Source organism: Microbispora sp. ATCC PTA-5024 (assembly GCF_000511135.2).
In the GTDB taxonomy this organism is placed as follows: Bacteria; Actinomycetota; Actinomycetes; order Streptosporangiales; family Streptosporangiaceae; genus Microbispora; species Microbispora corallina.
The window spans coordinates 555,529-569,334 of record NZ_KI866524.1; the positions used below are offsets into that span (position 1 = coordinate 555,529).

The 13,806-nt window shown below is 73.6% G+C and carries 12 protein-coding genes; 2 read left to right on the forward strand and 10 right to left on the reverse strand.

Features of this window, described 5'->3' with window-relative positions; translation table 11 throughout:
- Nucleotides 1-39 precede the first annotated feature (39 nt).
- The 6 genes from MPTA5024_RS23170 to MPTA5024_RS23190 all read right to left on the reverse strand — a co-directional run bounded on the left by MPTA5024_RS23170 (nucleotide 40) and on the right by MPTA5024_RS23190 (nucleotide 4,904).
- On the reverse strand, nucleotides 40-636 hold the full coding sequence (locus MPTA5024_RS23170) for a DUF6230 family protein (RefSeq protein WP_036327950.1): 597 nt from the start codon (nucleotides 634-636) through the stop codon (nucleotides 40-42).
- 148 nt (nucleotides 637-784) lie between these two features.
- Entirely contained in the window at nucleotides 785-1,732 is a 948-nt protein-coding gene (locus MPTA5024_RS23175; RefSeq protein ID WP_036327952.1) for a cation diffusion facilitator family transporter, read from the reverse strand.
- Between the two features lie 33 nt (nucleotides 1,733-1,765).
- On the reverse strand, nucleotides 1,766-2,911 hold the full coding sequence (locus tag MPTA5024_RS23180; protein WP_036327955.1) for an SIS domain-containing protein: 1,146 nt from the start codon (nucleotides 2,909-2,911) through the stop codon (nucleotides 1,766-1,768).
- Entirely contained in the window at nucleotides 2,908-3,081 is a 174-nt protein-coding gene (locus MPTA5024_RS39905; protein WP_084369929.1) for a Trm112 family protein, read from the reverse strand. Before MPTA5024_RS39905 ends, MPTA5024_RS23180 begins: the two co-directional genes overlap by 4 nt.
- A 3-nt stretch (nucleotides 3,082-3,084) precedes the next feature.
- On the reverse strand, nucleotides 3,085-4,446 hold the full coding sequence (locus MPTA5024_RS23185) for a phosphomannomutase/phosphoglucomutase (protein WP_036327957.1): 1,362 nt from the start codon (nucleotides 4,444-4,446) through the stop codon (nucleotides 3,085-3,087).
- Nucleotides 4,447-4,538: 92 nt separating this feature from the next.
- Complete coding sequence (locus MPTA5024_RS23190; RefSeq protein WP_036327959.1) at nucleotides 4,539-4,904, reverse strand: DUF3499 domain-containing protein; 366 nt, start codon at nucleotides 4,902-4,904, stop codon at nucleotides 4,539-4,541.
- Between the two features lie 165 nt (nucleotides 4,905-5,069).
- Here MPTA5024_RS23190 and MPTA5024_RS23195 point away from each other — a divergent pair, with 165 nt between their 5' ends.
- On the forward strand, nucleotides 5,070-5,543 hold the full coding sequence (locus tag MPTA5024_RS23195) for a metallopeptidase family protein (RefSeq protein ID WP_372444994.1): 474 nt from the start codon (nucleotides 5,070-5,072) through the stop codon (nucleotides 5,541-5,543).
- An 11-nt stretch (nucleotides 5,544-5,554) separates the two neighbouring features.
- Here MPTA5024_RS23195 and MPTA5024_RS23200 read toward each other — a convergent pair whose 3' ends face one another.
- The 4 genes from MPTA5024_RS23200 to MPTA5024_RS23215 all read right to left on the reverse strand — a co-directional run bounded on the left by MPTA5024_RS23200 (nucleotide 5,555) and on the right by MPTA5024_RS23215 (nucleotide 12,690).
- Nucleotides 5,555-7,015, reverse strand: coding sequence for a DUF5719 family protein (locus tag MPTA5024_RS23200; RefSeq protein WP_036327964.1), 1,461 nt, complete (start codon nucleotides 7,013-7,015; stop codon nucleotides 5,555-5,557).
- The gene (locus MPTA5024_RS23205; RefSeq protein WP_051458545.1) at nucleotides 7,012-9,861 is read right to left on the reverse strand and encodes a glycosyltransferase family 2 protein; all 2,850 of its coding nucleotides are present in this window, start codon (nucleotides 9,859-9,861) and stop codon (nucleotides 7,012-7,014) included. Before MPTA5024_RS23205 ends, MPTA5024_RS23200 begins: the two co-directional genes overlap by 4 nt.
- Before the next feature lie 232 nt (nucleotides 9,862-10,093).
- A complete protein-coding gene (locus MPTA5024_RS23210) occupies nucleotides 10,094-10,333 on the reverse strand; it encodes a WhiB family transcriptional regulator (protein WP_198167393.1) in 240 nt (79 codons plus the stop codon).
- Nucleotides 10,334-10,539: 206 nt separating this feature from the next.
- Nucleotides 10,540-12,690 (reverse strand): hypothetical protein, encoded by a 2,151-nt coding sequence (locus tag MPTA5024_RS23215; protein ID WP_036327967.1) that lies wholly within the window; start codon nucleotides 12,688-12,690, stop codon nucleotides 10,540-10,542.
- Nucleotides 12,691-12,863: 173 nt separating this feature from the next.
- Here MPTA5024_RS23215 and cofD point away from each other — a divergent pair, with 173 nt between their 5' ends.
- Nucleotides 12,864-13,802 (forward strand): 2-phospho-L-lactate transferase, encoded by a 939-nt coding sequence (cofD, locus tag MPTA5024_RS23220; RefSeq protein WP_036327969.1) that lies wholly within the window; start codon nucleotides 12,864-12,866, stop codon nucleotides 13,800-13,802.
- Nucleotides 13,803-13,806 lie beyond the last annotated feature (4 nt).

The following is a 13,806-nucleotide window of genomic DNA, read 5'->3' on the forward strand; positions in this document are numbered from 1 at the left end:
CGCCTTCCCTGCCGTCGTGCCGCGGAACGCGCACCGGCATCAGAAGCACTCGTGCTCGCCGGGCTCGACCCCGAGCTTGAGGCCGGGCAGCTTGAAGGTGGCGGCGTTCACCGACCAGGAGACCTGACGGAAGTCCTTGATCGACACCGCGGTGGCCTGCTGGCCGAACATCCCGCTCGCGCCCGCGCCGCCCGGCACCTGGTCGAGCGTGCTCGCGTCGCGGCCGGCCTCGATGTCGGTGAAGGTCGCGTTGCCCTCGATCTGGGAGGCGTCGACGATCATGTTCTCAGCCGTGACCGGGACCTTGCCGGTGCCCGCGGTGATCCGGATCGTCACCGCGCCGACCGGCGACTTCACCAGCACCGTCTGACACATGTTGGTCAAGGTGGCGTGGCGGATGCCGGACACCGCGACCGGGATCTTCTGGCCCTTCTTGTTCTCGACGAGGCTGCCGTACTGGACGAAACCCTCGCCCTTGAGCGTGTCGGCGGAGACCTTGAAGGTGTCGCCCGAGACCACGAACGACGCGCCGATGGCCCCCTCGGCGGTGGCGCCGACGAGCACGGACGCCACGGCGAGCGCCGGGACGAAGAAGAGCGCGAAGCGCTTCCATCGAACGCGTCCCTGCTCGACCATGGGTGACCTCCGTGGGTGCTGACTCTGGAATGTAAAGGTAAAGTTACCCACGGGTACCGCTGTGACTGAAGTGACAGCGCATCACATTTCAATCACAGCGCGCGATGTGTTAGGGCGGCCGTAAACCGCTGTTCGGACTGCGCCGAGGTCAGGCGCCCGTACGGCTCTCCGCGGAGGCGGCGGCGTCGGCCCGGTAGAGGTCGGGCTCCAGGTAGATCACGCGGGCCATCGGGACGGCCTCGCGGATGCGCCGCTCGGCCTCGTCGATCCCGCGGGCCACCTGGCCGGCCGTGTCGTCGTGGTCGACGGCGATCTTCGCGGCGACCAGGAGCTCCTCCGGGCCGAGGTGCAGCGTGCGCATGTGGATGACCCGGCTCACCTCGGGGGCGTCCTCCAGCGCCGCGCAGATCCTCTCCTCCACCTCGGGCGTCGCGCTCTCGCCGATGAGCAGCGACTTGGTCTCCACGGCGAGCACGATGGCGATGGCCGCGAGCAGCAGGCCGATCACGAGGCTGCCCACGCCGTCCCACATGCCGTTGCCGGTGACGACGGCCATCGTCACGCCGAACAGGGCGAAGACGAGGCCGAGCAGGGCGCCGAAGTCCTCCAGCAGCACGACGGGGAGCTCGGGGGCCTTGGCCCGGCGGATGAACGACACCCAGGAGTGGTCGCCCTTGGTCTCCCGCGACTCCTTGATGGCCGTCCGGAAGGAGAACCCCTCCGCGACGATCGCGAAGACCAGGACGGCGAAGGCCCAGACGGGCGACTCGACCGGCTGCGGGTCGGCGATCTTGTGCCATCCCTCGTACAGGGAGAACAGGGCGCCGATCGTGAACAGCACCACGGCCACGACGAACGCGTAGAAGTACCGCTCCCGGCCGTACCCGAAGGGGTGCTTGCGCGTGCTGCGCCGGGCGGCCCGCTTGCCGCCCAGCATCAGCAGGGCCTGGTTGCCGGAGTCGGCCACCGAGTGCACGGACTCGGCGAGCATCGACGACGACCCGGTGAAGAGGAACGCGACGAACTTCGACACCGCGATCGCCAGGTTGGCGCCCAGGGCCGCCAGGATCGCCTTGCTACCGCCACCCGCACTCACGCACTGCTCCTCATCACTCGGCCAAAGGTGATCCTATGGGGAAATCCTGGCCGCGAGTTCGGTGACGGCCGGCACCGCGGCGGGGTCGATGCCGTATCCCAGCGCCAGGTAGACGGTCGCGTAGTCGCCCAGGCCCACGAGCGTGGCCAGCCGCTCCAGCGGGTGCGCGCCGTCCGCGACGATCTCCGACACCGGTACGTCGCGGTCCTCGGCGAGCCGGACCGCGGCGACCCGCCGCCGGGTGACCTGCGGATGCTCCTCGACGTCCCGCAGCAGGACCAGCCGCAGCCGCGCGCCCCCGCCGGGCTCGTCGGAGAACGGGTCGGCGAACAGGTCCCGTCCCGCCAGCGGGCCGTCGAGCACCGCGAGCTGGTTGTGGGTGACCTCGGGGATCTGCCCCCAGACGGCCGGATACTTGGCGTTCTCGTTCAGCTGGCAGCTCAGCCGGTACGCCGCGGCGGCGGCGACCGGGGAGACGCCCCAGATCATCGGGATGCTGCCGGCCAGCTCCATCGCGAGCGTCTTGCCCGGGTTGATGAACGACTCGCTGGACGGGCGGCACCGGTGGGCGATGTCCTCCAGGACCGTGGCCACCGCCTCGACCACGTCCTCGCCGGCCTCGACCAGCCCCATCCCCGCGGCCGCCACGATCAGCGGGATCGCGAGACCCCACATCGTGACCCTGGTCTGCCCGGCGGCCCCTGAGACCGGCACGTACCGGCCGCCCGCCTGGGTTACGAGCGCCGCGAGCGGGGTGTCCGGCCGGCCGACGCCGAGCACCACGCAGCCGCGGCGGGCGGCCTCGGTGGCGACGGCGATGGTCTCCTCCGTCGTCCCCGAGCGCGAGACGGCGATCATCAGGTCGGCGGCGCCGATCCAGCCGGGGAGGCGGTAGCCGCGGACGGTGACGATCGGCAGCGGGACGCCGTTGCCGCAGACGGCGTCGAGGATCTCGCCGGCGACGCCGGACGCGCCCATCCCGGCGACGACGATCGCCCGCGGCCGGAGCTCGCGGCCCAGTGCCGCGACGCCCGCCTCGACGGCCGACCGGTACGCGGTGCGCACCTGGGCGGCCGAGGAGGCCACGGTCCGCAGCATGCCGGAGGGATCGGCCTCGGCCAGGTACGCCTGGTCGTCGAGCCGGTCCGGGTCGAACCGCGCCCCCGGGGCGGCGGTCATGCCTTGCGGGCCTCGTCGACGAGGAGCACCGGGATGTCGTCGCGCACGGGGTAGACCAGGCCGCACGCCTCGTTGGTGCAGGCGAGCTCGTCGGCGTCGGCCTCCGCGCGGAGCGGGGACTTGCACGCCGGGCAGGCCAGGATGTCCAGCAGCCAGTCGTCGATCTTCACTCGTCAGCTCCTTACGACGGAGAGGACCTCGTCGCGGATCGCGGCCGTCCTCTCCTCGTCGGCCGCCTCGGCGTTGAGCCGCAGCAGCGGCTCCGTGTTCGAGGGGCGCAGGTTGAACCACCAGTCCGGACCGCTGACGGTCAGGCCGTCCAGCTCGTCGAAGGTAACACCCTCCCGGCCCGTGAACGCCTCCCGGACCCGGGCGAGGGCCCCGGCCTGGTCGTCCACCCTGCTGTTGACCTCACCGGAGGAGGCGTAGCGCGAGTACCGCGACAGGACCTCCGACAGCGGCCGGTCCTGCTCGCCGAGAGCCGCGAGGACGTGCAGGGCGGCGAGCATCCCCGAGTCGGCGAACCAGAAGTCGCGGAAGTAGTAGTGGGCCGAGTGCTCGCCCCCGAAGACCGCGCCGGTCTTGGCCATCTCCGCCTTGATGAACGAGTGGCCGACGCGGGTGCGGACCGGCACGCCGCCGTGCTCGGACACGATCTCCGGCACGCCCTTGCTGGTAATCAGGTTGTGGATGACCGCCGCGCCCGGGTGCTTGGCCAGCTCCCGTACGGCGACCAGGGCGGTGATCGTGGACGGCGAGACCGACTCGCCCCGCTCGTCGATCACCCAGCAGCGGTCGGCGTCGCCGTCGAAGGCGATGCCGATGTCCGCGCCCCGGTCGACGACGGCCTTCTGCAGGTCGCGCAGGTTCTCCGGCTCGATCGGGTTGGCCTCGTGGTTGGGGAAGCTGCCGTCCAGCTCGAAGTACAGCGCGGTGAGCTCGACGGGCAGGCCCTTGAAGACCTCGGGGACGGTGTAGCCGCCCATGCCGTTGCCGGCGTCGACGACCACCTTGAGCGGCCGGATGCCCGACAGGTCGACCAGCGTCTTGAGGTGGGCCGCGTAGCCCTTCAGCAGGTTGCGCTCGCTCACCGTGCCCGGCCGGTCGGCGGCGCCGTCGTCCAGGCCGCGCTCCAGCAGCTCGGCGGCGCGGTCGCGGATCTCCAGCAGGCCGGTGTCGGTGCCCACCGGCACCGCCCCGGCGCGGCACATCTTCATGCCGTTGTACTTGGCCGGGTTGTGGCTGGCGGTGAACATCACGCCGGGCAGGTCGAGGCTGCCGCTCGCGTAGTAGAGCATGTCGGTCGAGCCGAGCCCGGCGTTGACGACGTCGGCCCCGCGGGAGGTGGCCCCGCGCGCGAAGGCGGCGGAGAGCGGGCCGGAGGAGGTCCGCATGTCGTGCGCCATCACCACCGACTTCGCGCCCGTCACCTCCACGAAGGCCGCCCCCACGGCCTGGGCGATCTCCTCGCTGAGCTCGTCCGGCACGACGCCCCGCACGTCGTACGCCTTGAAGATCCTGGTGAGGTCGGCCACTGCACGCCCCTAAAAAGTCGTAAGTCTTCGCACCTGAGCCTATAGCGCCTGATTGCCCATGCAGCGGGCGTCCCAACGTGGTGCGGGCGAACTCACCGCTCCCGGTTGGGCTGGGCCGACTTCAGCACCCGGAGGTGGCCGCGCCTGCCCACCTCGACCGCCTGGCCGACGGGCTCGCCGGCGGCGGGCGTGGGACGGGCGGCCTCGCGGACGGCGTTGGCGAGCGCCTCGAGGTCGTCGCCGCTGGGGGACACGGCCTCCGAGGGAAGGCGCACGACCTCCCAGCCCCGGGGCGCCGTGAGCCGTTCCGCGTGCTCCGCGCACAGGTCGTAACAGTGCGGCTCGACGTACGTCGCCAGGGGGCCGAGAACGGCGGTCGAGTCGGCGTAGACATACGTGAGTGTGAAGACGGCAGGCTGCCTGCAGGCGGTACGGGAACAGCTGCGGACGGGGCTCACGGAGGGACCGTATCCGGTCCGCGTTCACATTGCCACCACCCGGCGGCTGTTATCGAGCGTGTCGCCACAATTGGGCGATCTCAGATGTCGCACTGGGATAACCGGCAAAGCGGACACGGGACGCAGGGTCCACCGCCGTCCGGGCGCGCGCTCTAAGCTGGCTGCGTGAGCGATCGGAGCGAGCCCGGCGGCGGGCCGGACCCCAAGCGGCGGGTGCGCCGGCGTGATCGGCACGGCCGCGGCATGCGCGGCCCCCTCGCGCCCGCGCACGTGCCGATCGCCAAGTCGCGGGGAGAGCGGTTCGACGACCTGGTGCTCGACGCCGTCGACCGGCTCAAGCCCCGCTGGGGGACGCAGCTCGCCTCGGTGGAGTTCGCGGTGGAGGAGGTCCCTCCCGCGAGCGAGCTGATGGACGGCCCGGCCCGGCTCGCCTCGGAGCCGATCCCGCTCGGACGGGCCGAGTCGGCGGCCGGGGACGACCCGGCGGCCGTGGTGCTGTACCGGCGCCCCCTCGAGGCCCGGGCCCGCGACCGCGACCAGCTCGGCACGCTCGTCTTCGACGTCGTCGTGGAGCAGGTGGCGAGCCTCCTCGGCCTCACCCCCGAGACGATCGACCCCGGCTACGACGACCGTCACTGACCCCCGGCGGGTCAGGGCAGGACGGCTCCCGGGGAGTCGGCGGTGGGCGGGACCAGGGCCCAGATCCGGGCCACGGCCAGGGGCTGCGCCGTGAGCATCTCGCCGTCCGGGGTGGGCTCGTCGACGACCCGGCCGCCGTACACGGGCCCGGAGCCGGGCTGGGGCTGGACGACGACGCTGAACGCGGCTCCGCCGGGCGGCGGGGTGAGGGTGAGCTCCCGCGTGCGGGCGGCCGGCAGCTTCACCTCGACCGGCGCGGGAGGCGTGCCGTCGGCGGGCAGCAGCTGAACGCGGACGGTGGCGGCCGTGAAGGGCGCCGACAGCACGAGCCGGGAGACCTGCTTCTTGGCCGACCGGCCGTCGGCCACCACGCTGCCGAGGTCGATCGAGGGAGCGCCGGCCGTGAACGCGACGTCCTGGCTGGAGCCGGTCCCGGTGATCTTCAGCCCGGCCACGATCGGCACGTCGGCCGTCAGCACGAGGGCCGCCGCCTGGCCGCTCACGCCGGTGGTCAGGTCGAACGTGGCCGTCGACCCGGCCGGGACCTCGACCGTCTCCTTGTTCTTCAGCGCGTACGAGCCGTCCTTGAGCACGGCCTTCACCTGGACGACCGTGTCCTGCTCGCCCGGCGCGGTCACGTACAGCTCGCGCGGGCCCGCGGTACCGGGGATGCCGGGGACGACGACCCGGATGGCCGGCGGGGCGGCGGCGGGGATCCAGTCGACGCCGAGGCCCTTGCCGTACACCGCCTTCACGGCGGCGGACACTCGGCCGCTCCCCGTGCTCACCTCCAGGGCCATGACCAGCGGCGAGGGCGCGAGGTCGCGCAGGTTGACGACGCGGGACTCCCCCGGCTGGAGGATCATGCCGTTGCCGCGCTCGCTGAGCACGGGCCCCTCGCCGGAGTAGACCATGAACGTGACGTCGGCGGGGGCGGCGTCGGCGTTCGTCAGGTAGAGCGTCATCTCGGCCGCGGCGGGGCCCGGACCGACGAACCAGGCGTCGTTGCCCGGCTCGACGCACCGGACTCCGGCCAGCCCGCGCTGCGTCCCGGACTTCTCACGCGCGGTCTGCGACGCCTCGAGACCGGCGGCCATGGAGCCGGTGGCGGCGACCGCGAGCGGCCCGCCTCCGGCCGGGACCTCCCGCTGCCAGAGCCGGCCGGGACGCTGGATAACGCCGAGCGGGGCCTGCGGCTTGGCGGGCTTGCCGTTCTTGCCGGTGGGGGGCGCGACCGCGCCCAGGGTGGCGGAGCCGGGCCCCTGCGCGCCGGAGGGGGTGATCACGCTGACGCGGGTGCCGCTCGGGGACGGGCACACCGTGGTGACCGACTCGACGGCCGCCTTGACAGGAGTGGCCGCGGCGCGGGCGACCGGCGCGGGCCGGGTGGCGAAGGCCACGCCGTACAGGGCGCCGATCGCCACCAGCACGAGCGCGAGCAGGCCGAAGCGGTTCTCGACGATCTTCCTCATGCCGGCACCCGGTCCTCCTTGGAACGGCGGCGGCCGCGGGGCGCGGCCTCCACCGGGACGTCCGCGTAGTCCTCCTCCGGCTCACCGGTACGGGCGCCGGGCGAGGCCAGGACCAGCATGAGGACGAGCAGCGCGCCCTGGGCCCACAGCCAGATCCGGTGCGTGGACCCCTTGACCGCCGGCGGCGGGGGCACCGTGACCTGGCCGCCCATCCGCCACAGCCCGCCGCTGTCGGACAGGCTCATCCGGACCAGGGCCGGATCGGAGTCGAGCGAACGGCGCAGGGCCGGGTCCACCGGGCCGGGGACGCTGACGAAGGCCACGCCCATCGAGGCGAGGGTCTGGGTGTGCGTGCCGCCCCCGCCGGAGGCGAGCCCGGCGACCGCAGCGCCCAGGCCGCGGCCGGCGTCCGCCGGGGACGCCAGGTCGGACTCCCCGATCAGGGCCGCCCGCCCGCGCAGCAGCGTGTACGACACCCGGCCGTCCTCCGGGCGCAGCAGCAGCGTCGCCTCGCCATGAGTCGACCCGAGCGCTGCCAGCATCGGCATGGGGTCGGGCACCCCGCGTTCCAGCGGGCCGCCCGCGCCCTTGGCGACCCAGAAGCCGGCGGCGGCCAGCGGGGTGGCGAACGCGACCACGACGATCAGCAGGACGCCCAGGCGCCGCAGCCGGCCGCCCGCGCGGAACTCGGCGATCCGGTGGGCGGGGTGCGCGGCGGCCACCAGCAGCCCGGTGGCGGCGAACGCCATCGGGACGCCGGGCCAGGCCGGGCCGCCGCCGGCCGTCAACCTGCTCACCACGGTGGCGACGAGCACGCCGAAGAGCATGACGCCCCAGCCGACCGCGACCACCATCTGGTGGCGGCGCAGCAGGAGCGCGGCCAGGGCCACCGCGACCAGCCCGGCCGTCACCCAGAACGGCGGCAGGCCGGGCCCGCCGGGGCTGAGCATGAGCAGGGATTGGGCGGCGAGGCGGGGGTCGGCCAGCGAGGTGTCGTGCAGGCCCGACTCCAGCAGGATCCGCCCCGGATCGCGGACGATCCCGGCCAGCCACGGCAGCAGCAGGACGATCGGCGTGCCGAGGCCGATGGCGAGCGACCTGGTGACGCCGCGGCGCACCCCGGCGAACGACACGGCGGCGAGGGCGCCCAGGATCGCCACGAGCACGTAGACGAGAGGGACGAAGGCCGTGCCCACGGTCAGCAGCAGGCCGAAGCCCCAGGCCGCGCGGCGCGAACCCGCCGTGATCCGGGTGGCCAGCGCGGCGTAGACCGGCAGCAGGACGAAGACGACGGCCGTGCCCAGCCGTCCGGACGCGACCGCGCCGGTCGCGACCGGCAGCAGCGCGTACGTCGCGGCCAGCCAGACCCGGGCCGGCACGTAGGGGATCATCCGCTTGGTCGCGGCGTACGCCGAGAACCCGGCCAGCGGCACGCAGCCGAGCAGGAGCACGGACACGGCCAGCCAGGTCTTGCCCAGGAAGACCGTCGACAGCGCCGCGAGCACCGCGACGTACGGCGGCGCCCAGGCGTCGGAGCCGAGGCCGGCGGCGTGGTGGTCCTCGACGTAGAGCCGCCACAGGTCGGACGCCCCGCCCGTCACCGGGACCAGCGCGCCGCCGCCGAGCAGACCGCCGGTCAGCAGCGACCGTTCGGCCACCAGCGTCACGGCGGCGAGGGCGAGGCACAGGACCACGCCGGGGCTGGAGAAGAGCCGCTGGACGACGCCGGAGTCGGTGAGCAGCTCGTCTCCGTCGTCCTCGGCGGAGTCGTCGCTCGCCGCGGCGTGGTGCCGCCCGGCCGAGTCGACGGGGCCGGCGCCCGCCAGGAAGCCCTGCACCATGTCGGCCAGCCGCCGGAACGCCGCACCCGGCGGCGTGAGCAGCCGCTGCACCGCCGGGTAGCCCTGTTTCCTGCCGTTCCTGCGCGCCTTGCGGGCCCGGCGCAGCCGTCCGGGATGGGCGAGCACCGAGCCGAGCGCGGCCATCTCGTCGAGCGCGTTGGCGGGCTGCTTGGCCAGCAGGAACAGCACGGTCCTGACGAAGGAGCCGGTGACGTTGCGCACGATCGACCGGAGCAGCGCCCAGAACGGCAGGTTGGCCATGATGACGAACAGCGCGTTGCGCCGGTCGAGCCGCCGGGGGTGCTCGTCGCTGGTCGCGATGCGGCGGCGCCGCCGAGCGGACGCCTCGGCGTGCCAGGCGACGGCGTCGCTCACGCTCAGCACCCGGTGCCCGGCGACCCGTGCCCGCCAGCACAGGTCGAGGTCGTCGCGGAACAGCGGAAGGGCGGTGTCGAGGCCGGACAACTGGTCCCAGACGTCGCGGCGGATCAGCATGCCCGCGGTCGAGACCGACAGCACGTCGTGGACCCCGTCGTGCTGTCCCTGGTCGTACTCCCTGGGCTCAAGCCCGGTGTCGCGGCGTCCGGACCTGCTGACGGTCACGCCGATCTCCAGCAGCACGCGGCGGTCGAGCCAGTCGCGCAGCTTGGGGCCGAGGACTGCGGCCTTCGGGTCCTGGTCGGCGGCCCACAACAGGGCCTGGAGCGCCTCCGCGTCGGGGGCGCAGTCGTCGTGGAGCAGCCAGATCCACTCGGTGCCCTGGGCGGCCGGCAGGCGCCCCAGCGCCTCGTGCACCGCCTCCCCGAACCCCGTCGACCGCGACAGGCTGAGGACGTTGTGCTGCCCGAACGCCTCGCTCAGGATGCGTCCGCTGCCGTCCCTGCTGCCGTTGTCGACGCCGACGACGCGGTCGAGCGGCCGGGTCTGGCGCAGGACCGCCGCCAGCGTCTCCTTGAGCCAGCGTGCGCCGTCGTGCGCGACGACGATCGCGGTGACCGAGTGCACGTCGAGTCCTTGAGGGGTCCGTTCAGCAGAGCGCGGACCACGATACGGCACCCCGGACTCGCCCGATCACACGCGAGCCGAACCGGTGTACCTCCGCGGCACACCGCGCCGCCGGCTGGAACGGGCCATCCCCTGGGGCACCGGGAGGAGTGCCTCAGGGACGACGCCGCGACCGCGACCACCACCCACGTAAAGCGACGGGGCCACGCGCCCCGCGTGGCCCCGCCCCGGCTCAAACGGCCTGACGCTTGATCCTGCGCCTTTCCCGTTCCGACAGCCCACCCCAGATGCCGAACCGCTCATCGTGTTCCAGCGCGTACTCGAGGCACTCGGCCCGCACTTCACACGACCGGCACACCTTCTTGGCTTCCCTGGTGGAGCCGCCCTTCTCCGGAAAGAACGCCTCCGGGTCGGTCTGGGCGCACAGCGCGCGCTCCTGCCACCCGAGATCCTCGCCGAGCGCCTGTGCCATGACCAGATCGGTCACTGCACACCTCCCTGTCGCTCGTCCGCCCACTATGGAGCCCCCCATGAACGCCTCCCCCGTACCCACCCTGCGGGAGGCGTAACAACATGCCTGTAATTACACGCGCGTGGCGCGTGCGGCGTCAAGCGGCATAGCGATACCCGGGGAAAGACCTGCTCGCCCCGGTTCGTACGCCCCGATCTTCGGTCCTATCAGCGTTCGGAACCATACCAAGGCAGGTTCCTCTCGGTTCCGCGGCCTGCCTGTTCCGTGCCGGAACCTTCCTCATACTTTGCCTGCGACCGGTCGGGCGTGTAGATCGCGGTGGGGTCGATCGGCTCCTCCCGCCTGAGCGGGTCGCTGAGGGGGTCGCCGCGGTAGCCGGCCGGGTCGAAGCGCAGGGTCTGGTCGGCCGCCAGTTCGCCCGCCGCCGGCTGGTACGGCGCGGGCGGCTGCTGGGGGTGGCCGAGGGGGTTGTCGTAGTACTCCGGGTAGTCCTGGGGGCCGGTCGGAAGGTCGGGCGGGGCCGGCCTCTGGTAGCTCTGCGCCTGCTGGTAGGCCTGCGCGAGCTGCTGCTCCCGCGGGTCGGCCGAGCCCTCGTAGGCGGGCGGGGCCTCGTACGAGGGCTGCTCGTACGAGGGCGAGGGCGAGGCCGGGGCCGGGGCCGGGTCGGCGGCGTGCCGCGCGAACTGGGAGCCGGAGTAGCCCGCGAACGGCGTGCCCTGCTGCTCCCCGTACGACTGGCCCTGCTCGTACGGCCGCTCCTGGGGGGCGGCGGGCAGCCCGTAGGAGTCGGAGTAGCCCTGACCGCCGAGGGCGTCGCCGGCGGACGGGAAGCCGTGGTCGTCCTGGCCCCCGGCGGGGGTCCGGCCGTACCCGGCCGCCTCGGGGTGCTGGCCCGCGTAGCCGTACTGGTCGAACACCGGGCCCTGCGGAGGCTGGGAGTAGCCGCCGGGCTGCGGGGCCGGGGCGGGCTGAGCCTGCTGCTCCTGCCCGTAGGACCCGGCGGGCCGGTCGCCGTACGAGGGGCCGGCGTAGGGGTCCGAGTAGTGGGCGCCGGTCTGGAAGTCCTGCTGCGCCGGCCCGCCCGGGTCGGACGGCCAGGAGGGCTGCTGACCCTGCGGACGGCCGCCCTGGGCCTGCTGGCCCGGCTGTCCGGCGGGCGCCGCCTGCGGGAACGAGGGCTGGGTGCCGTAGGCGTCCGCGTGCGCCGGCGCCGCCCCGTACTGCCCGTACGGGTCCTGCGCGCGGTCCTGCCCGAAGGCGCCCTGGGGCCGGTCCTGGGCGAACTGGTCCTGGCCGAAGCTCTGCGGCCGGTCCTGGGTGTAGGGGTCCTGGGGGCGGTCCTGGCCGTACTGCTGCTCGCCCGTGGGCGGAAGCTGGGGGAACGACGGGACCGGCGAGGGCGCCTGCCCCGGGACGCCGGGGGCGCCCGGCCGGTCGCCCGCACCCTGGCCGTTCACACCCTGGCCGTTGACGGCCTGGCCGTTGACGGCCTGGCCGTTGACGGCCTGCGTGGGGGCGACCTGCCCGTTCTGGCTCCGCGCGCCGAGGTCCTGGCCGTTCACGCCCTGGGCGAACCCCTGGGGGCCCTGGCCCGCCTGCGCCGGCTGCGGGACCTGGCCGGCCGGCTGCCCGTGCGGGTCGCCGTGGTCGCGGCCCTGCTCGTAGGGCTGGCCCTGCTCGTAAGGCTGCGCCTGGTCGAACTGCCCGCCCGGACGGCCGGGGCCGCCCTGAGCCGTCTGCGGGATCGGCTGGCCCTGCGGCCCTGCGAAGGGCGGGCCGTTGAAGCCCTGCTCGCCGTACGGGCGGTTCTGCGCCTGGCCGTACTGCTGGCCGTCGCCGTAGCCGGGGGCGAGGGCCGGCGCGTACGGCTGGGGCTGGTGCGCCTGCCCGCCGAAGAACCCCTCGTTCTGCTCCCGCCGCCGCTGCAGGCCGTTGGCCGCGTTCAGGGCGAAGACGGCGCCGACGGCGACCAGGGCCGTCACGGGGATCCCGGTGACGAGGTTCTCGAACCGGTCGCGGAACGCGGGAAGGTCCCCCACGAGGACGCCGAGCAGGCTGATCACGGAGAAGACGAAGCCGAGCGCCAGCGCCCCGGCCGAGCCGAGCGCGACGAGGCGGGCCCGGGGGGTCGGGTCGCCGAAGCGGGTCACGAGCACGACCGCGCCGACCGCGAGCGCGGTCGTCACCGGGGACGCCAGCGCGTGGAGACCGTTCACGGAGCGGATGCCGAAGGAGGCGCCGCCCGTCGACGTGCCGAGGAGCAGCCGGGCGATGCCCACGAGTATGCCGGTGACCACCACCGTGAGCATGATCCACGCGCCCGGCTCCCGTAGCCGGGTCGTATCGACCTTGAGCACAGCTACCCCCATTGGTCCAAACGGCACTCGGGGAAGTTTTGCACATGCCCGACTTCAGTGTCGGCAGACCCTGGAACCCCACAAGGGGTGCGGACCCCTGCTATCAGGGCGTACGGCGCATTTCCGGGGTGGGCGTTCGCGGTGCGCGCCCGGCCCGGTGGAAGACTGGCCGCATGCGCATCGTGTCCCTCGCCGGCGGAATCGGCGGCGCCCGCTTTCTCCGAGGCCTCAAGGCCGCCGCCCCCGACGCCGAGATCACCGTCATCGGCAACACCGGAGACGACATCACCCTTTTCGGCCTCCGGGTCTGCCCCGATCTCGACACCGTGATGTACACCCTCGGCGGCGGCATCAACGAGGACCAGGGGTGGGGCCGGGCGGATGAAACGTTCACGGTCAAGGAGGAACTGGCCGCCTACGGCATGGAGCCGCAGTGGTTCGGCCTGGGCGACCGCGACTTCGCCACCCACATCATCCGTACGCAGATGCTGGCGGCCGGCTACCCGCTCTCGCAGGTGACCGAGGCCCTGTGCGACCGCTGGCGGCCGGGCGTGCGGCTGCTGCCGATGTCCGACGACCGGACCGAGACCCATGTGGTGATCTCGGACGCCGAGGGCAGGCGGGCCGTCCACTTCCAGGAGTGGTGGGTGCGGCTGCGGGCGTCCGTCCCCGCCGAGCAGATCCTCCTGGTCGGCGCCGAGGACGCCGCGCCCGCCCCGGGCGTGCTCCAGGCCGTCGGGGACGCGGACGTGGTGATCCTGCCGCCGTCGAACCCGGTCGTCAGCATCGGCACGATCCTGCAGATCCCCGGCATCCGGGCGGCGCTCGAGGGCAAGACGGTCGTGGGCGTGTCCCCCATCATCGGCGGCGCCCCGGTGCGCGGCATGGCCGACGCGTGCCTGACCGCGATCGGGGTCGAGACCAGCGCCCAGGCCGTGCTGGAGCTGTACGGCTCCGACCTGCTCGACGGCTGGCTGGTGGCGGAGGAGGACAAGGGCGTGGCGCTGGACGGCGTCGCCGTCGAGGCCCGGCCGCTGCTCATGGACTCCCCCGAGGCCACCAGGGAGATCGCCGCGGCCGCGCTCGCCCTGGCCCTCTCGCTGTCCCGCTGACCCT